This is a genomic window from Fulvitalea axinellae (genome assembly GCF_036492835.1).
Classification (GTDB): Bacteria; Bacteroidota; Bacteroidia; order Cytophagales; family Cyclobacteriaceae; genus Fulvitalea; species Fulvitalea axinellae.
This window is the reverse complement of the sequence record NZ_AP025320.1, coordinates 58152-77139: the sequence shown is the minus strand read 5'-3', so window position 1 is coordinate 77139 and position 18988 is coordinate 58152. Positions and strand designations below refer to the sequence as shown.

16 protein-coding genes are annotated in these 18988 nt (G+C 45.1%); 10 read left to right on the top strand and 6 right to left on the bottom strand.

Translation table 11 applies throughout. From position 1 onward, the window contains the following. Positions 1-199 precede the first annotated feature (199 nt). From AABK39_RS25530 to AABK39_RS25515, 4 genes are all read left to right on the top strand, one after another. Entirely contained in the window at positions 200-991 is a 792-nt protein-coding gene (locus AABK39_RS25530; protein WP_338396035.1) for a hypothetical protein, read from the top strand. A gap of 349 nt (positions 992-1340) precedes the next feature. Further along, on the top strand, positions 1341-1997 hold the full coding sequence (locus AABK39_RS25525) for a hypothetical protein (protein WP_338396034.1): 657 nt from the start codon (positions 1341-1343) through the stop codon (positions 1995-1997). After that, the gene (locus AABK39_RS25520; protein WP_338396033.1) at positions 1955-2749 is read left to right on the top strand and encodes a sensor histidine kinase; all 795 of its coding nucleotides are present in this window, start codon (positions 1955-1957) and stop codon (positions 2747-2749) included. The genes AABK39_RS25525 and AABK39_RS25520 overlap by 43 nt, the downstream gene beginning before the upstream one ends. 327 nt (positions 2750-3076) lie before the next feature. Continuing rightward, entirely contained in the window at positions 3077-3763 is a 687-nt protein-coding gene (locus tag AABK39_RS25515; protein ID WP_338396032.1) for a response regulator transcription factor, read from the top strand. A 323-nt stretch (positions 3764-4086) separates the two neighbouring features. Here AABK39_RS25515 and AABK39_RS25510 read toward each other — a convergent pair whose 3' ends face one another. Next, on the bottom strand, positions 4087-4461 hold the full coding sequence (locus tag AABK39_RS25510; RefSeq protein ID WP_338396031.1) for a hypothetical protein: 375 nt from the start codon (positions 4459-4461) through the stop codon (positions 4087-4089). A gap of 187 nt (positions 4462-4648) precedes the next feature. Here AABK39_RS25510 and AABK39_RS25505 point away from each other — a divergent pair, with 187 nt between their 5' ends. After that, positions 4649-4954: a hypothetical protein gene (locus AABK39_RS25505; RefSeq protein WP_338396030.1), complete on the top strand. Its 306-nt coding sequence runs from the start codon at positions 4649-4651 to the stop codon at positions 4952-4954. A gap of 10 nt (positions 4955-4964) precedes the next feature. Further along, positions 4965-5456: a hypothetical protein gene (locus AABK39_RS25500; protein WP_338396029.1), complete on the top strand. Its 492-nt coding sequence runs from the start codon at positions 4965-4967 to the stop codon at positions 5454-5456. A gap of 72 nt (positions 5457-5528) precedes the next feature. On the opposite strand, the gene AABK39_RS25495 is transcribed toward AABK39_RS25500, so the two are convergent. From AABK39_RS25495 to AABK39_RS25485, 3 genes are all read right to left on the bottom strand, one after another. Continuing rightward, positions 5529-7031, bottom strand: a complete 1503-nt coding sequence (locus tag AABK39_RS25495) for an alpha-L-fucosidase (RefSeq protein WP_338396028.1) — start codon at positions 7029-7031, stop codon at positions 5529-5531. Between the two features lie 394 nt (positions 7032-7425). Continuing rightward, positions 7426-8922, bottom strand: a complete 1497-nt coding sequence (locus AABK39_RS25490) for an IS5 family transposase (protein WP_338391085.1) — start codon at positions 8920-8922, stop codon at positions 7426-7428. A gap of 220 nt (positions 8923-9142) precedes the next feature. Continuing rightward, positions 9143-9586 (bottom strand): hypothetical protein, encoded by a 444-nt coding sequence (locus tag AABK39_RS25485; RefSeq protein WP_338396027.1) that lies wholly within the window; start codon positions 9584-9586, stop codon positions 9143-9145. 247 nt (positions 9587-9833) lie between these two features. Here AABK39_RS25485 and AABK39_RS25480 point away from each other — a divergent pair, with 247 nt between their 5' ends. After that, entirely contained in the window at positions 9834-10907 is a 1074-nt protein-coding gene (locus AABK39_RS25480; RefSeq protein WP_338392425.1) for an IS701 family transposase, read from the top strand. Positions 10908-11801: 894 nt separating this feature from the next. Next, a complete protein-coding gene (locus tag AABK39_RS25475) occupies positions 11802-12344 on the top strand; it encodes a hypothetical protein (protein ID WP_338396026.1) in 543 nt (180 codons plus the stop codon). A 193-nt stretch (positions 12345-12537) separates the two neighbouring features. Here AABK39_RS25475 and AABK39_RS25470 read toward each other — a convergent pair whose 3' ends face one another. Together AABK39_RS25470 and AABK39_RS25465 are read right to left on the bottom strand one after the other, a co-directional pair. Next, positions 12538-13506, bottom strand: a complete 969-nt coding sequence (locus AABK39_RS25470) for a glycoside hydrolase family 130 protein (protein WP_338396025.1) — start codon at positions 13504-13506, stop codon at positions 12538-12540. A gap of 26 nt (positions 13507-13532) precedes the next feature. Continuing rightward, positions 13533-15416: a sodium:solute symporter family protein gene (locus AABK39_RS25465; protein WP_338396024.1), complete on the bottom strand. Its 1884-nt coding sequence runs from the start codon at positions 15414-15416 to the stop codon at positions 13533-13535. A 379-nt stretch (positions 15417-15795) separates the two neighbouring features. Here AABK39_RS25465 and AABK39_RS25460 point away from each other — a divergent pair, with 379 nt between their 5' ends. Further along, positions 15796-18315 (top strand): hypothetical protein, encoded by a 2520-nt coding sequence (locus tag AABK39_RS25460; protein WP_338396023.1) that lies wholly within the window; start codon positions 15796-15798, stop codon positions 18313-18315. Positions 18316-18638: 323 nt separating this feature from the next. Then, a complete protein-coding gene (locus AABK39_RS25455) occupies positions 18639-18923 on the top strand; it encodes a cyclic nucleotide-binding domain-containing protein (RefSeq protein ID WP_338396022.1) in 285 nt (94 codons plus the stop codon). The last annotated feature ends 65 nt before the right edge of the window (positions 18924-18988 follow it).

Here is an 18988-nt window from a genome sequence, read left to right as displayed (position 1 = left end):
TCAGGAAGCGAGTTATGGGTTTTTTATTGTTTTTTTCCGAAAACATTCACTACATGTAGAGTGATTATTTTGAGTTTATATTTACGATAATGAAGATTAATTTTTGTGATTTTATCTTTAGGTCATAGATTTAATTGTTTTTATCCACTTGAGCTGATTAGCCAGAGTGGAATCTTTTTTATCGATAAACCAAATTATAATGACTTCTGTAAAACCAGTGACAGATACGGTGTATACCGTACAGCAGTACCGCCAAGCGACCGGATTGTGGAATGGCCTTAGACATAGCCCGAAGGCTGTGACTAGGTATTTGTCTCAGGGAAACCATTTTGTGATTCCGAAGAAAGACTGGGAAAAAAAGTGGAAGGGTACGAATTCGGAATATATGCATATTTATTTCGGAATAGACGGTAGGGAAGATCGCCTGAAGTTTATTGTGGTTGATAGCAATAATGACAAAAGGGATGCTTGTGACGGTTCCGAGGCAAACCATATCGGGGTCTATGATTACGATAATTTTACCGCTTATAACGAATTGCCGATGGCGGGGCCCCGTCTTGCGGACCTTGACAATGAACTTACATTTAGGCAAGCTGTGACCAGAAATCTTGTTTGGCAGATGATGATGCCGGTTTGGGTTCAAGAGAAATGTGCCGAGCACAGCCCTGATGGACATCAAGGGTTTAACTGCGGAATATATCGTATTTTTAAAGTGCCATTTGCTGATTTTGCGGATATTTTTGAGACGGAAGACAATAGAATCATTGCCACGTTTGGTCTAAAAAAGATTGATCCTGAAGCCTCGCATGATACCGATTATGAGGGTGAGTTGATATTTTGGGGTAAGAATAAGAAGGTGTTGGAAAGTGTTGGTGGTGGTAGTCCTCAGGAGGAGGACCCGATAACAGATTTGACGAAGCCAATACCTCCGTTCGGTTCAGAAGAGGAGATTAATAGTTTTAACCTGATTGACAACCCTTTACTTCCATAAAAAGTGGACTATAACTTTGGCGTAGAGGCGGGTTTTACATCGTCTCTGCGCCATTTTGATAGTATAGGATCATTTTCACATCTGGGCTATGGCTCTAATTCATTTTTTTTCTGAAAATCTTATCATTTAAATTTTATCTGATTTGTATTTTTTTGTATTAAAACAAGTTAGTTAATTTCGATTAATACAATTTTAGTGTGGTTTTTTTATGCTTTGTGTAAATTAGTGTACGAATACCAGTGTTTTTAAGTGATTTCCTTCCTTTCGGAACAAGAGGATATATTTTTATTTCATTGTATAAAAAACTGACAGAATATGTATTTTCACAAGAGTATTAAATTCTTGTAGTATGAATGCCGCTCAGATTTGGGAAGTAACTAGCCTACTGCCCCCGGTAGTACTTTGGCTGAGCTTAGTTGTCGCTGCATACTCGTTTAAGCATTTGGATATGGCATCCAAATGGCTTTCAGCGTTTATGCTAATGTCGTGTCTTATCGACCTGACATCGAGGTACGTGGGAGATAACCTTTTCCTGCTACCTATATTGGGTTTTTTTGAGTTGTTGATCTTTTCGGTGCTGTATTATAAGCACTGGTTAAGGTCGGACTCAAAGATTTTTTTAGCTGTGATTGTCGGGATAGTTGTTCTGATAATCGTCGATACTATCTTTCTCGGCAATTTGTTTGCCGTGGAAGAATACCGCTCTTATGGCAAAGTGATTTCATCGCTGGCCATTATGGGGTATGGCCTGATGTTTATCGGAAAAGCGGTGGGAGGCAAGATTCGCCCTACCCCGGCCGAAATGAGGCTTAATGCCAGTGTGTTGGGATATTTTTCGGTGAGTTGTCTGATCAGTCTTTCGGTCAACTTTCTGGTTAACGAACATCTTGACTTGGTTCGGGCATTTTGGCAGTTTTATCTGCTGGTTACGGTATTTTTCTATTCTCATATCATCTTTCATATATGGCGGACTGGCAGAACCCGGAAACGTTTGCGCTTTGGCTGAGCATGGCGTTGGGAATCGTAGTGTTGCTGGCGGGCAGTGTCGTAGCATTTACGCGGATTTATTTTAAGCGTATTCTCTTTGAGAGGGAAAGAACAGCGCTGGTTAGGCTTGACTATCAGAAGCAATTGCTTAAGGACAGCGTGAAGGTGCAGGAAAGAGAGCGCTCCCGGATAGCGTCGGAGCTACATGACGGACTGATTTCTAAGCTCAATGTGATACTGATGGCGCAGTACGCTCCGCAAGGGGGCGTTGACCAGAAGACGCTCTTGAGCAACTGTATTACGCAGGCCCGGCGGTTATCGCACGACCTTAAACCGCCTATGTTGGAAGAAGCAACGCTCGGCGAATTGGTGGAAGATTTTGCAGGACCGTTGGAGGGGCGTTTTGATTTAGACCTCTGGCATAGTGAGTCTGGGCTGGAATGGAAAGACAGTCAGAAGCTTCAGGTTTTTAGAATATTACAGGAATTGGTGAACAATACCGTTAAGCACGCTGACGCTTCCGCTATTCGAATATTGACCAGGGTTTCGGCTCAGGGGCTGGTATCTTGTGTGGTGAGTGATAATGGGCGAGGCTTTAATGCTCCCAAGATATCCAAAGGTTTGGGAATGAAAAACATTGAGTTGAGGACACAATCGATAAATGCGGAATTCCGTTTCCGGTCGAATAATGGCGGAGGAACTTGTTTTGTGATGGCGTTTGTATGCGAACTTAAATCAGAGGAGAAACCTAAAGTGGAGTCTGTTATATAAAAGCTTAAAGATAACTGTTATAGGTGTTTTGGACGAATAGTATCATATGGGAAAAGCGTGTGTCTTTTGGAGTGGAACCAAGTAGTGATTTTCGGTTTTCCAGTTATTTTAATCGAAGTACAAGTATATTTACCTATAGCTGAACCACACTTAAGCCAAAAGAAAATGGCCTTGGTGGTATTTTGAAGGCTATAATTGATAAGTAAATACGTAACGTTTTGGGTGATGTGAGTTTTTTGGCGAAAACGACAGGTTTTTTTGTTTTAAGCTCTTTGGAAAGTGCGTTTCGGATTATATTGAAAAAATCATTATTCAGATAAAGGGAATATGTCGGAGGATTCGGGAAAGATAACACTAGCATTGGTAGATGACGAGGCTCTTTTTGTGAGCCTGTTGAAAGGTTTTTTTGAGCAAAAGCCTGATATCAGGGTATCGCTTACGGCCAATGACGGAGGTGAACTGTTGGAGAAATTGGCGGAGGCCGAAACATTGCCCGATATCTTGATGATTGATCTTCGTATGACAGGAATGGACGGTCTTTCGACTATTGAAGTGATGAGGGAGAAATATAAGGATATCCGGATAGCGGTAGTCTCGTCACATTACAAGAAAACGTTTATGGGCTATATGCTCAAGTCGGGGGTGAGCGCCTTTGCGCCGAAGGGAGTGTCGCCGGATGTGTTGTATGATATGATAAAAGGCATTGCTGACAATGGCTACTTTTTCTTACCTGAGCAAATGGACGTGATTCGCAAGCAAGTGTCGTCAAAAGCGCCGGGGCCGAAGCTGGAGCCGGAGAGTATGTTGTCGGAGCGGGAAGTGGAAGTGCTGGAACTGATCTGTAAGCAGTGTACGGCTCAGGAGATTGCGGATAAGCTGTTTATAACCAAAAGGACGGTGGAAGGCCACAGAAGCAATCTATTGCTGAAAACGGGGGCGAAAAACGTGGCGGGACTGGTGCTGTACGCTGTTCAGCACAGGCTGATCGATTTGGACGAGTGCGTTAGGTTTTAAAGGGCATAAAAAAAGCGAGGGTGTGGAAACGAAAGTGTCCAAACCTACTCGCCCTTTTGTTGTACGCTATGCCGTAAAGTTATCAATTAATTTTTTAAAGCCAAATTTTAATTTTTTGTTAAGCGAAGGGCTTTTGAAAAATGTTTCGGGCTAAAGTTCAATGGGTTTGACCGTGGACTAAGGCTTTATCCTATTGCTGTTTTTTATATTTTTTGGAGTGGATAAGGTTTAGGCATCACTGTAGGCGCTGTCATGAGCTTGGAAACTGGTAGTGTCGATGATTTTAACCCTAAAGAAATACAAAACCCTATAGTTTAGAGGATTTACCAGGATGGTGTGTCATTATGCCAGCCGGGTTCGTCGAATTCACTTTGTATTTTCTGTACCCATTCTTCTGGGTACGGGATGGAGTGGTTAAACAGGTTAAGCTTTATCGTATCCATTACGCTCCGGGGCGCATGGTTCATAGAATGATTGTACTGCACTTGCCAATCTTCGATATGGAATAAAAACCGGATGCCTTCTTCTCTATGCTCTTCATCACAATAATGGATAAAGTCTTCCAAAATTTTCTGTAGCTTGTCGTAGGCAGTGGCGATTCGTTTGGCTTGCAATACCAAGCCACCGCTTTTTTCGTATTCCTGTTGCGCCATTTCCAGCCGGCGGATTGCGATTAAAACGTGTTTTAAGTCCCTCATGGTGCTTTTTTTAGTAATTGTGCCAAGCTAAAGAGATTCTGGGTTTTCGACCTCCCTGTTTTCCGGGAAATGTATAAGTGAGAGTAACGATGAGGAAGTAAATTGATAAATGATACTGTTTATCTAAAAGGTGCTCTACTACCTATCTTGGGTTTATAGAAAGCTATCAATGTGAATTTTTGTAATTATGGAATGGGTTGAACTTTTGGGTTCCGATGAAAGGGGGACCAAGGCTAAATTTGTAAATCTGTTGATTGGGGAATCTGTCACAGGATATTCGGTTAGAGAGTTGAGTTTGATTTACGAAAACCTGTTACTTGATAAGACGCAAACCTTGGAGTTTTATTTAACAAAGGATGACCTGTGGGGCCTTCTAAGAAAATTAAGTGAAATCGGAATTTGTCTAGGAGAGATTAGTTGTCATGAGGAAATAGATGAGCCGGATATTTCTTTGAGGAATAATAGAGTTAAAGTTGGTTTGAGTCTATCGTAAAGGATTTCCTATGGATCTAAATGCTCTAGAACAATTTACAAAGCGGAATAAGGGTGATTATTCGAAAAGTGAAAGGTCATTTGTGGGTGGAAGAAAACGAGAGGCGAAAGCGAATTTGGTTTTTAAAGATTTCCGAGTCTCTATAGGATTTGTGGAACGAAGGGTTTATGCGGTCGGAGTTGGCGGGTTTCGTAATTCGCTGGAAATAAAGATTTATGACGAAGATCTTCCGGTGTTTGAAATTGGAGTCCGAACCGGGATGTTACCAAGGTTGTTTTTGCCGTTTAGGAAACGTCTTTGGGTGAAAAGCGGTGATAAAAGCGTGGCTGATAGGCTTTGTCAGGATAAACAGATTTTAGGGATTTTCCGGAGGTATCCATTTTTTACTGTTAAATCCGGGAAAGAAGGGTTGGTCGATTCTGCGCTTGATATTGATTCTCTGTTAGTAGAGGACCTTGAGAGCTGGTGTGGTTTTTTAGTTGAATTTGGTCGGCGAGCGTAAGGTTGGGGATCAACCAAAAGAGGTATCGCATGGATACGATACCTCTATTGTGTCAGCCAGTGTTTCTGGTAGTTAGATCGTGTTTTTTTGCCTCCGCACTTTTGATATTTTAATTACATACGCTTCCGGCGGAAGGTTCCATTCGGGGTCAAAATCGGGCATGTCGATTACCAGATTCTTACCCGATTGTCTGAATTTGGCTTTTTTGTCCGCTCCCAAAAGAGTGACTTTGGCTCCTTGGGCGACGGTAACGTTTTTGAGGGTAACCTTGCCTTTCCTCCATTTAGGGATAATAGCGTAGAGGGCGTCGCCTTTGCTCGTAAAAAAGACTTCCTTTACGGCTTTTCCGGGAATTGGATCCACGGTTTGCTTTAAGATATAATCGCCTTCGATATATTTTTTCCCGCCGGCCTTAAAGTCAAAGTCACGGCTACCTTTTGACCACTGTATGGGTGTCGACCATTTTTTTGTACCGTATATGGCTTCGCCGTTTACGCTAAGCCAAGCGCCGATCTGGGTAAGGCGTTCCTGCATTATTACCGGAATTTTGCCGTCGGCGCGCGGACCGATATTAAGGCAGAGGTTTCCGCCGCGGCTTACTATATCGGCCAACATCAGGATAAGGGTTTTGGAGGAATTGTAGTCCTCGAGATCTTCCATACGGTTGTAACCGAACGAGAGTCCCATACCCCGGATTTCTTCCCACGGATGGTCTCCTTTTACGCCGTGAACCTCGTATTCCGTAGTGTAGTACCCGCCGTGTTTATGCCGGTCGCCACGCCCCCAGCGGTCGTTGACGATCACGTGGTCCTTGGCGCTCGACTCATTGTAAAGCCACGCCAAAAGCTCTTCGCTTTTCCACTCTTTGGCAGAATGGCCCCATTCGCCGTCAGCATAGATCAGGTCGGGGGAGTATCTGGTCACCAGATCCTTGAATTGGGGATGGATATGGCGGTCCACAAATTTGTCAAACATGCCTTGTCTAGACCATGGGTGATACCACTCCAGCAACGAGAAGTACAGGCCGGCTTTTAGGCCTTCGCTCCGCATGGCTTTCATGTAGTCTCCTACAAGGTCGCGCTTGGCGCCTATATCCACGCTGTTCCATTTAAAGTTACGGGCGTTGCCGGCCTCTTTATTCGGCCAAAGCGTGAATCCGTCGTGGTGTTTGGAGGTGAGGATTACGTATTTGGCCCCGGCTTTTTTGAACAGTTTGGCCCATTGCGCGGGGTCATAAAGTTCGGCCTTGAACTGTCGTCCGAAATCATAATAAGAGGAGCTTTCGCCGTAGAGCTTCGACTGCATGTCGGGAATTTCCTTACCGGAAAAATCTCCGTTTCCGAAAATCCCCTCGGTCTGTAGCCAATACTGATACCATTCCTCATAAGTGCCTTTGGGCGACCAAGCGGGAACGGAGTAAGGTCCCCAGTGGATGAAGATGCCGAACTTAGCCTGTCCAAACCACGCCGGCAAAGGACGTGTGTCCAGATCCGCGTGGTCCGGCTTGTAGACCTTTTGGGCCCTGAGGACAGTAGCGGATAGAAAAAGAGCGAGCAATAATGCTGTTTTCTTCATTGAAGTAGGTTTTTGTAAATAGTATAATGGAGAATTATTACAGTTGATTGAATTCGTTTATTTATATTTTGAAAATAAATGGAGTGCTGTTTAGTTAGGCCTGCGTATTTCAGCTCTACAGATTTAAAAAGTATAAATGTAATATCAAAAATATTTTATAAAATAAAATAATGACAATGCTAAAACATTTAAATTAAAACTAAAGAGAAGTTGTTGGTGGTTAAGTTAAAAGTGTTTTGACTCAATGAGATAGCGGTTTTATAGTTTTTATGATATGTTCACCTTCATTGGTTGAAGGCTTTGAAGTTTAAAAAATGCAAAAATGTATTTGCGTAGGTAGTTATGCGGGGAAAGGTGGGCCCCTTGATAGGGTTTACTGAAAAAGCCCAGAGGGCTACCCAGCTAGGATATTTTGCCAGACAGTCTTTTCCTGTTTCTTTTCGCCGTCTTGAAGCCATATCCCGTATTTCCAGCTCAAGAAAACAAGGTCAAAAAAGATTTCGCTCTGAAATCTTTTCAAGTTGGCCACGAAGAAAATGCAGGCGATCCATGAAAGCGAAGTGTCCGCTCTCCTTGCCTGTATTTTGTCCAATCCGTGTCCCCGTTTCACTTCCCCGAATTTTCCTTCCGCCCTGCTCCGGTGCCGTTGGTGAAGCGTCCGGTTTTCCTTGCGTTCCCTGATTTTTTCGGGACTTGAGGGAGGCCTTCCCAACGGGGAGCCCACGAATTCCACACCCGCGCCGGACATGGTCTGCCGGGCGTTCCTGTTTCCGTAAATCTTGTCCCCGACGAATTTGCCGAGCTTCATTTCCGGGTTTCTCTCCCCGAAACTGTCGATGTGCCCGCGGATCACTTCCGCGTCACCCTCGTAGTAAGCGTCCCATTGCGCCTTGTCCAGATAGGAATAGCCTTCGTGAAGGCTTACGGACAATTTGGCGCCGAACTCGGTGTCGCTTCCGTTTTTGCCCCGGACTATCGGCCGGACATGGGGCTGGAAGACGTTCACGATGCGGCCGTCCACCCTGTTGGCACCGGTCTCCAGCATGAGCGACTGTTGCCTGGCGATTTCGTGAAGCACCATCAGAATCTTCAAAAACCTGCTTTTTAGGCGTATAACGCCCTTGTTGGCCTCTATGAGGCTGTCGATATGCCGTAGGTTCCGTTCCAGATAATTCAGCTGTCGGCGTGCGCACACGCGCCAGAATTCGGCTCCTTTCCTCTTTTTTCTCGTCGCCCCGACATATTCCCTATGGGCTTTATCCCGGTAAGTCCGGGGCTTTTTGGATAAACCGGAATCCCTGGCGACGGGCCAAAGGAGGTCGATGATTTTCTCCGACTGCACCCTCGCCGTAGCCAACAGCCCAAGGTCCGTGGGGTATGGAATCTCTTGCGGCGCCACCGTCGCGTCGCAGGAGACAACCCGCTTGTCATCTTCGGCGTCCCCGGAATGCCCGTCTTTGGACCCTTCATCCCGATCGCCCTCCGCAATACGGATCCCCTCGTGTTGCAAAAGCGAACTCATCCTGTTAAAATCCCCGTACCCGAGCCGCTTGCGGACCGTCGTGAACAGCGAAGGGTCAAAGGCCTTTTCCGTGGTGAACGAGCCGAGTCCCACGAAATACTGGAGATACGGATTTTCTTTGATTTGTTCTATCGCCTCGGCGTCCGAAACGTTCAGCTTATGCTTCACGATCAGCGCGCCGATGACCAGCCGGGCCGGTTTGCACGGACTGCCCTTGCCCGTCGACATTTTCGATTCGTAGACCAAACCCAATTCCGCCCAGGGGATGGAGTTGGCCAACTTCACCCATCTGTTTTCCGGGTTAAGGCGCCCTATTTCCGGGTCCAAAAAACCTTCTATACTCAATTGCGAGGAACTTGTCTTGATCATAGGTGCAAGGGAAAAAATGCTCTCAGTCCTTTCTAAGGCCAATTTACGAATATTCCCTGTGCTTTGGAAAGGGGAACAAGCTACCTAATCCACTGATAATCTTGTGGTTTTTACTTTTTCAGTAAACCCTTGATAAGGTCTGAAAGGATTAAGACAAGCCAGCGGTATAATCACTGGCTTGTTCTGATATATCCGCATTGGGATGAAACTCCAGATTGTTTTATTTGTATAAGAACAGTTTATAGCTCATTGTATAGGCTTCGACGGTTTTTCCAACCCCTGGTATTCTCGCATATTCCAATTCGAATCCTTGGCCAAAACGACTTGAGGTCATGAGTGATCCACTGCCACTTAATCCAATCCGAAAGCCAACCGGACTCTCTGAGGCGCTTTGTTTGGGCTGGGTTGGGTCAGGTGAAAAGTAGGATCCGTTATGGGTAATGTATGGAGCGTACATAACATCTGCATACCAGCTCAGCATAGCGAATCCTTTTTGGTTCCGGAACTTATTCGTTCTGACATCCATACTGTTGACCCGGACTCTTGAGACTCCTAAAAAGACGGAGCCAGTATTGACCTGGGTGATAGTGAGTCCGCTTTCGTTTCCGAGATCAATGTCTTGGCCTCTAAAGTCTTGTTTGTAGTAGAGTCCTCCCCGTAACATATATTTTGTGACTTGGGGTATAGGGATTTTTGCCCGGTGGATAATTACTCTTCTATTATATGTATTATATGAGCTTAACAAATTCTGTCTGTCACAATAAAAGTTGGTGCGCCTTCTTTTCTTTCGGGATATTGTGAAGAAGGGCCAACTGTAGCCAGTGTCAAATGCAAAATTAGAAACTGACCTTTCGCTCGCCTTTCCTATTGCAATTTTGGAAATTATATGATAAGTGACCGATTTTTGAAAAATGAAAAGGAGAGACGGATTTGAATTATACACGGATTATCTTATTGCCAGTCGAGGGCAAGCCACCTCAACAGGGCTCTCAGCATCTTTGGACAATCAGATTCCCCATGATTATTTCAGCGACCTCCTCAAGCAACCGGACATGGACCAAAAGGCTTTTTGGAAAGAGGTGAAGTCTTTCGCCAGGAGTATTGAGGGCGAAGAGGCGGTTTTGAGTATCGACGATTGCATTGTCCACAAGCCTCATTCCTCGGAAAACGACATCGTAGCTTATCATTTCGACCATACTGTAGGCAAAGCGGTCAAAGGGATCAACTCCCTTAACTTTCTTCTGAGCAATACCGTGGAAGGACAAACGGTTAACTGTCCGGTCGCTTATGAGATCGTCCACAAGACGGTGAAATACATAGACAAGAACGGGAAGGAAAAGCGTAAAAGCGAGAAAACGAAAAATGAGATGGTACTGGAAGTTTTACACCGTCTAAACTTTCTGAACAAACTGGTTTTCAGGTACATTCTTTTCGATACGTGGTTCACCGCCAGCGATACGCTGAAGTATATTCATTACAAGCTCAAGAAGGTTTTCGTTTGCCCGCTGAAGAGCAACAGGAATATAGCAATGAGCGAAAAGGACAAAAACGAGGGCAAATTCATTCACGTTTCGGATGCGCCTATTGAAAGCGGTCAAGTGAAGCGGGTGTGGGTCAAGGGAGTTGATTTTCCTGTCACGCTCGCCAAACAAGTCTTTACAAACAGGGACCGGTCGACCGCGGAACAATGGCTGGTTACCAACGGGGAGAACATGGCTTTCGAGGATATCGTAGCGATCTACCAAAAACGGTGGAAAGTCGAGGAGTTCCATAAGTCGCTCAAGCAAAACACGATGTTAGGCAAGTCTCCCACAAAGATGGAGATTACCCAATTGAACCACATCTTCGCTTCCATGATCGCCTACATAAAACTGGAAAAACTGAAGGTTAAGGAGAAGCTGAATCACTTTGCGATAAAATCAAAATTGTATTTGAAGATGATAAAGGCTGCCATGGAAGAACTTGACGCCTTGCGGTCGGCCTGAAATATATTCATTAAGAATCGCTCTCCCAAATGCAGGGAGAGCGAAAGTTCAGTTAGAAAGAAAAGAATTGGCCTCTTCATCATGTAAGCTAAATGGGAGCACCCGATACTTTGCATGCAAGATATCACGTCGTTTGTTAATGAATCGATCGTATGATAGCCCCCCAAACAGTAATCCGATACCGCTTTTTAAATCTATGGCTATAGGGCTGAACCCAATAATATTCTCAGGGTGCCTTTTTAGTTTGTCTTTTACTGTTACTTCAGCGTCGAGGCCATCTTCGAAGGTAATTGTGTATGTATTCGTTTGGCTATATCCGAAAATCGGAAGAAAAAGGGATAAGAATAGAACGTAAAAGTATTTCATGTGAACTTGATTGAATGGTTAATTATTGGTGTCTATTGGGTATGGTTTGCCAAAAAAATTGAAAATTAACACCATTATATTAGTCGTAAAGTTAATTAATTTCATTGAAATTAAATATTGATTGTATTTTTTAGAATTACTGTCTAAATAAAACCTATTTTAACACCTTATGAATAAAATAGTATGATCTTTCGATTTATTTTACACTTTATCGTGCTCATCTCTGTTGGGTGGTGTTCTTGCTCCGTGTATCTTCACTTATCGGATCTTCCTACGAGGGCAAATTTATTAGGGATGATTTATTGCCTGATTTTAGCGCTTGGATTATTGGTTTGTATTTTGCCTAAACAGGCAAAATACAGGTATGGAGCTTCCGCTATCGTGGGTGTGTGTTTTATTCTATCAATGTCTGGGACAACCTTCGGAATACTTGTCACTTTGATTGTTTTTGTGAGTCATCTTTTGCTTCTATTTTTTGGTAGGGGAGTTCGAAAAAGGAATGCTTAAGGCAGAACTGAATTTTTTGATATGATGGTTGATAGAGTTTTTAAATTCAAAGGAAGCGAAGTCCGTTTTGAATCGGGTGTTTGGACATTTGTAAAACCGGGATTCGTACAACGTATTGAAGAAAATTTTGAAAATTGGTTACATGTTTTCCCTGTTCTGGAATATGACCCAAAATCGTTTATTGAATTTGTCAAACGACCTGAAGTTAAGGGGAAAGATTTTCCAATTACCAATCTTGTGGCTTTTGCGATAAGGAATGATGGCGGTTATTGGTTAGGTTTGGCCTTGGAATGGCTTCCATTTCTGGATATTACCTATGAGATAATCGAATCAATAAAGGTTAGGCATCGTGAGACCAGTCAAAAGAATCGTAATACTTTGTGGAAATACATAATTTGTTGGGAAAGGGAACAGTCAAAACAACTTTGGGAAGGATTACCTAAAGAGAATGGGGATGTTTGTAGAAGTGTATTTGCAGATAGTTTAAAGGATCAGGGAATTGACTATGAGATGCTATCTGACGGTGAAATATTAGTCCATGGAGTTATTTATAAGGTAGTGTAAATCAATCTTTTTCAGATGCTCCATAAAAGCAAACAGCCCAAACAAGCGACAAAACTGTCACATATCTGGGCTGTGAATTTTTCTAATTCGATAATCTCGGCAACTTTTTACGCCAGATTATTCACGCTTTATTTTTTATGTGTCGAGACTGTAAGAAGGGGACAGCACGTTTTGCCATCCCCTGATACACACATCACACACAACTGTTTTCTTTAACGAATTTAATCAGCTCGTCCATCTTTGCGAACGCGATGCCAGTCACGGTGTCGGCGGCGCCGTAGTAGATGGCCAGGCGCCCTGTCTCCTCATCGTGGAGCGCGGCGCACGGGAATACGACGTTCGGCACGTCGCCTACGCATTCGTAATCGCGCTGGGGCGAGAGCAGGTACGGCTGAGAGCGGTACAGCACTTTCCAAGGCTCGTCCAAGTCGAGCAAGGCGGCGCCCATGGAGTAGACATAGCCGTTGCAGGAGTTGAGCACGCCGTGGTAAATCAACAACCATCCGTCGGGCGTTTCGATTGGCGCCGGGCCGGCTCCGATTTTCATGCACTGCCAAGCGCTGTCCTCAAACGGTGAGGGCGACATTACGTGGCGGTGTCTTCCCCAGAATTCCAAATCGGGGCTCTGGCTCAGGAAAATGTCACCGAAAGGCGTATGTCCGGTATCGCTCGGACGGCTGAGCATCATATACATATCGTTGACCTTTCTAGGGAAGAGCACGCCGTTGCGGTTGAACGGCAAGAAGGCGTTTTCGCTCTGGTAGAAAGTCTTGAAATCGTAAGTGTAACCAAGGCCGATGGTTGGGCCGAAGTAGCCGTTGCACCATTGGATATGGTATTTGTCGCCGATCTGCACCACGCGCGGATCGTATTTGTAATCCGAATGGGCGAGGCTGTCGCCGTCCGGTCCGAAGGCGATCGGTTCGTTTTCGATCCGCCAGTTTATTCCGTCTTCGCTGAAGCCGGCGTGGATGTTCATGCGTCGGCACTTGTCGTCGCAACGGAACACGCCCGCAAAGCCGTCGCCGAAGGGAACTACGGCACTGTTGAAGATACTGTTCGAATTTTTGGTGAGATTTCTCGGGATTACCGGGTTCTCGCTATATCTCCAAACCACGTCCTCGCAATCGGCTGGACGTTCCTGCCAAGGAATATTTTTCATCGTTCTTTACTTTTTTAAATCAGCGACTAAGCGTTTTGCGTCGCTGCCTCCCCAATCTTCTCTTTCTGTTCTTCGGCTACATCATCGGGCCAATCCTGCAGTTTGTCGTACCAAAGCACTTTCAGCAGGTATGTACACACTAGGAACACGGCCAGGGCGATAAGCATAGGCGTGTATTCGCGGATTACCAAGAATATAGGCATGACTACCAGCGTCATCTGCCAAGCGGTGCCTACAAAGCAGTTGAACATATCACGTCCGAAGTCTGTGTTCGCTTTTACGTTTGGTCTTCTTACTTTCAGTTTTTCACGAACTGGTCCCCAGAAGCCCCAAGGCCTTACTTTCAGGTAAAAATCCATCAGCACTTCCTCGTCGTCGGGCTCGGTGAGCAAACTTCCGGCAACCGAAGCCGTAAGCGCGGCCAGGAAGATGAACGGGAAGGCGTAGATCGGCGACAAATCTGGAAAGGCCAGTGGCATCACCAAAGAGGCGATCAGACCGACAAGCATTCCCCAGAAATAACCGAATCCGTTGAATCTCCACCAAAGCCATTTGAGCAGGTTGGCCGCGGTATATCCTCCGAAGAGGGCGCCTACAAGCCACTTCATAATCGAGTCGATGGAATCGACGAAGAATCCGAAGAAAATACCGACCACGACTACCAGAAACGAGGCCCAGTAACTCATGCGGATGTATTGCTTATCAGGAGCTTTGTCGTTGAAAAAGCGTTTGTAAATGTCGTTCACAATATAAGCCGGCCCGGCGTTTACGTTTGCCGCGAAGGTGGACATAAAGGCCGATATCAGCCCGGCGAGCAGGAGTCCTTTGAATCCTACCGGTATAAAATTCTGCAATGCGTAAGGCAGAATCTGTTCGAAGTCGATGTCGCCACCCATGGCGCGGAGCTCGGGCGACAGGAAGACGAGCGCGAGGACGGTTAGTCCGGCGATCATCAGATAACGCGGAAAGAACAGCGCCAACGATACGAAACCGCTCATTTTAGCCGCTTCTTTGGGCGTGCGCGTAGCCAGGATACGTTGCATGTCATAACTGGGTACGGGCCCGGCGATACTTACCAATACGCCTTTGAATAACATCATCATCATCAGAGCGCCGAACATCGTATAGCCGTCGGTATTTATTTTGTCGTTTACGGCCGGAATCAGGTTACTCCAATCCAAGTCGAGTTCCCATCCGAAGAAAAGTTCCTTCCATCCGTTAGGAATCACGGCGTTTATTTGGTCCGGTGAAACGGTATAGATAGCGATACCACCCACAAGGCAACAAGCCACAACCATAATGATAAACTGTAGCAACTCCGTCATTACCACGCTGTAGAGTCCGCCTTTGACAACATAAAGCGCCGTGGCGGCCATAATAATGATGGCGTACATTTTCGCCGAGCTGATTTCGAAGCCGAGCACATCAGTACTCAAATCCCAAGGCAGAAAGGTGACGGCGAATTTGCCGATGCCCTCAAAACCGTAGGCGATAAACCCGATAACGCTAACCAGAGCGAAAACAACCACTATAATATGTGAAAGCGTAGCGCCTCGGCCGTTGCCGAAGCGGGTCTTGAGCCATTCGGCGCCGGTCATCACGTTGGATCGCCGGAGCCATACGGCAAGGAATATCATTAAGAATATCTGGTTCCATACGGGCCAAAGCCAAGGGATCCAGGCGCTTTTTAGTCCATAAATAAAGCATATCGACACCGTCCACATGGTGCCCGTAATGTCAAACATTCCGGAAGCGTTCGAAACCCCCAGAATATACCAGGGAATCGTTTTGCCTCCTAAGAAGTATGTGTCGAGGTTCTTGAAAGCCTTCTTCGACAAAGTATACCCGATCAGCACTATCGCCACGATGTAACCGACTACAATGGCGATGTCAATCCATTCTAACTCCATATAAAAAAGTAAAAGTGTTTGAACCTTCGCCCCTTTTCAAGTAGACCTTTGTCCACTGAAAGGAGAGGCGTTTTGATGTTTCGTCTCCTGTTGGATCTGAGTTTTTCCTTTGCCGATTTCCTTTTGATAATCGAAAGTATTCCGGCTTTCAGGTTTCCAATTTTAATATCGATCCTCATTTTCAAAGTCGATAATTCGTTAACAATTGGGTTACATTTTGCGATTTCATCAAAAAAATCTGAATTTACGCCAGTAATGGCCTCTAAATACCGTACAACACGACGCAAAAGGTTGGCTATTTAGGAAGAACTGTATACCTGGATTTTTGGAGATGGATAGTAAACAGGCAAAACGTTTTTTTGGAAGGACAATTTCCCATGTGTCCGCTTTACTCTTTGTTGCCCTGTTATTGTGTTTTTTCTCTCTAGAAACTAAAGCTGATGACGGAGCTGTCGGAGGGTTGAGGCTTAAAGGGGCTGGTCGTGGTATTTCCGAATATTCCGGATTGGATTTGACTTTTGATGTTCCCGTATTTTTTCAGAATACCCTTCAACTCAGCGCAGACCTTTCGTTTATGCCGGACAGTGATATGGGGTATGTTCTGCGTCTTCTGTCCTCGGACGGCCAAAGTCTTGATGCCGTTTACTATCCCGGATATTCGTCAGATTCTTTGGCGTATTTGCGTTTGGTCCTAAACAGAAAATCTACGGAGCTCTCCGTTCCGGTCAATAAGAACACTTCGGCTTGGACAACGCTGGAACTGTCGCTTGACGGAAATTCTGGCGAATTGAATTTGAGTGTATCGGGCGGGGAAAGCGTAAGGATGAAAACCTCGTTTCGAGGAGGCGGAGGTGTCTTTATGGTTTTCGGATCCAGCGTACGCGAACCGAGGCTTATGGGAGAATCGTCGAGGATGGCTGTGCGGAATGTTAGCGTTTTTCGGGATGGAGAGCCGTCCTATTATTGGCCTTTGAGCGAAATGGAGGGTGATTTGGCACTGGATACTGTAGCCGGAAAGCGAGCGAAGACCATGAACGCCGATTGGCTGGCGCCAACGCATTCGGTTTGGCGTGTTGGAGAGCGTTTCCGTTTGCCAGCGCAAGCTTCCGTGGCGTTTGATGATGAGAGCGGGAGGGTATTTGTTTCGGAAAAGGGGAATATCCGGATGTTGGAACTGGAAAGCGGAACTTTTAAGTCTCTGATTTCGAAAAATGACCTCAATATCGTTGCGGAGCGAAGACTATTTTTCTCTGACGAAACGGGATCTGTAAAAGTTTTTGATCGAAGAATGGGTGGGGTTTCCGAACTGAAAGATAGACAATGGAGCCGACCGACAAGAGCGAAATCAAGGCCCGATTTTACGGGCCAAAACCTGATGGTAGACAATGTGACCGGGCAATTGTATTTGATGAACGGATATTCCGAATATCAGTACAGAAATTCGTTGTACTCGTTTGGCCACAGTTGGAATAAGGAAAATTTTGAAGGCGATGTGGTGACACCCCGGCACCAGGCGCTTTCCGGCCGACTGACCGACAGAAGTTATTTGCTGTTTTCCGGCATCGGAAATCAACAAGGTCCGAAGGAGTTGGGTTCCACCCGGTATTTCGACCTTTATAAAGTGGACTTGGCTCAAAAAGGAGTTCGGAAATTATGGGATTTGACCAATTCACCGGATAGACCGGAATTTTTGCCTGTGGGAAACCTGTACGCTGATAAGGAGGGCCGGCGATTTTACTGTTTGGGAACTTCGGAAAATGGAAACGGTTCTCTGGAGTTGTACGAAGTAGGAATCGACAGCAGTTATGTACGGACAGTCAGTGGCGCATTGCCTTGTCCAGTGCGATCTGTTGAGCGGACGGGCTTATACTATAATATCGAGAATAAAAGCCTGTCGGCGTTTCTGGTTTATCAGGACGGGCAAGACCGTGTTTTGGAAAGCTATACATTAGCCTGGCCCCCGGGATATCCGCCTGAAATTGCGTATAACAAAGACCTTTCGTTCCAAGATATTTTGGCCTTGGCCATTATCGCATTGCTGGGTTTGTCGGTAACGGTTGTTAGCGTTATCTGGATCTTCAAATTGATGTACGACCATAGAAGATTGCGGAAAGCGAAAAACAAAGTGTCGGTTCCTCTTCCAGTTGTCGATCTTCGGAATTCTGTAAAAGTTTTAGGGGAAATGTCTTTGCTGAACCGGGATGGTGAGGATATCTCCGGAAAGCTGACACCCAAAATCCGTGAGTTGTTTCTGCTTTTGCTTTGCGAGTCGGAAGGGGGCGGAAAAGGGTTGGCTCCCCAGAAAATAACGGATGCCCTTTGGCCGGATTCGGATCAGGCTAAAGCGAAAGGAACACGCTCAATGGCGCTTAGGCGACTGCGAACTGCTTTGGAAGAAGTAGACGGTGTAGATGTGGAAATAGTTCAAAACCGATGGCGTCTTAGTATTCAGCCGGAATCGTATTGCGATTATCGGGAATTGTTGGCTAAGCTAAAACGCTGCGAGCAAGGGACGAAGGGAATGACTGAACTTTTGGATTTGGTTTATGGAACTGATATTCTGGAGCAGTTCGGTTACGCTTGGGCCGAGAGCCAAAGGTCCTTTCTAATCGGAAAGATTTCAAATGTTTTGTCTGTTTATGCCAACAGATTGATTGTCGAGGCCCCTAATTCCATTCCGGAAGTTTTGAAAATAAGCGATATTATATTGGGTTTGGATAGTTTGGATGACAGAGCATTAAGGTTTAAAATCAGCGCGTTGCGTTGCTTTGGCAATCACAGCGCCGCACGTAGTGTATATCGACGTTTTGTAAGAGAATATATGGAACTATATGGGGAGAAATATCCGTTGGAATTCAGTGAAATACTAGGTGTAGAAAATGAGCTTCCCGAAGCTTGACATTTATGTAGAATAAAGATAATTGTAAGAAAATATCAGTTGGTCTATTTGGACATTTGAACAGGTTTGTTTCCGTTAGTGAGGAAGAGTATAAGCGGATAAAGACCTATTTTTACCTTCTGTGATTTAGAAAAAAGGAAGTCATAATGAGTGTGGGTGATCGTTGCACAAAGAATCACTTTGTGTTGGAAGGATGCCTACAAATGTATTTTTTGACAGAAAAAGGAGACCGACGCACTACGCATTTCGCAATAGAAAATTGCTGGATGACTGACCTGTTGGCTTAACAGAATAAGGCTATTTCTGATTTTGGAATCGAAACAGTGGAGAAAGCCAAGATCGCCTCAATTACATTGGAGAACCAAAAGCGTTTGTTGTCTGAGTTGCCGAAACTCGAAAGGTATTTTAGAATCGTCTATCAAATTGCGCTTGGCGCCACCCAACGAAAGACAAAGTACCTGATGGAGTTTTCGAAAGAGGAGATCTACTTTCATTTTACCAAGCATTTCCCCGAGTTCGCCAATCGGGTCCCACAGTATCTGATCGCGTCATTTTTAGGACTGACTCCCGAATATGTGAGTGAAATCCGGAGGCGTAACCGTTCTTAAACCAGTTTAAGTTTTTTCGAATTCGGTGAGGTTACTTTTGTTCCATATTCAAACTGTAAAAGAAG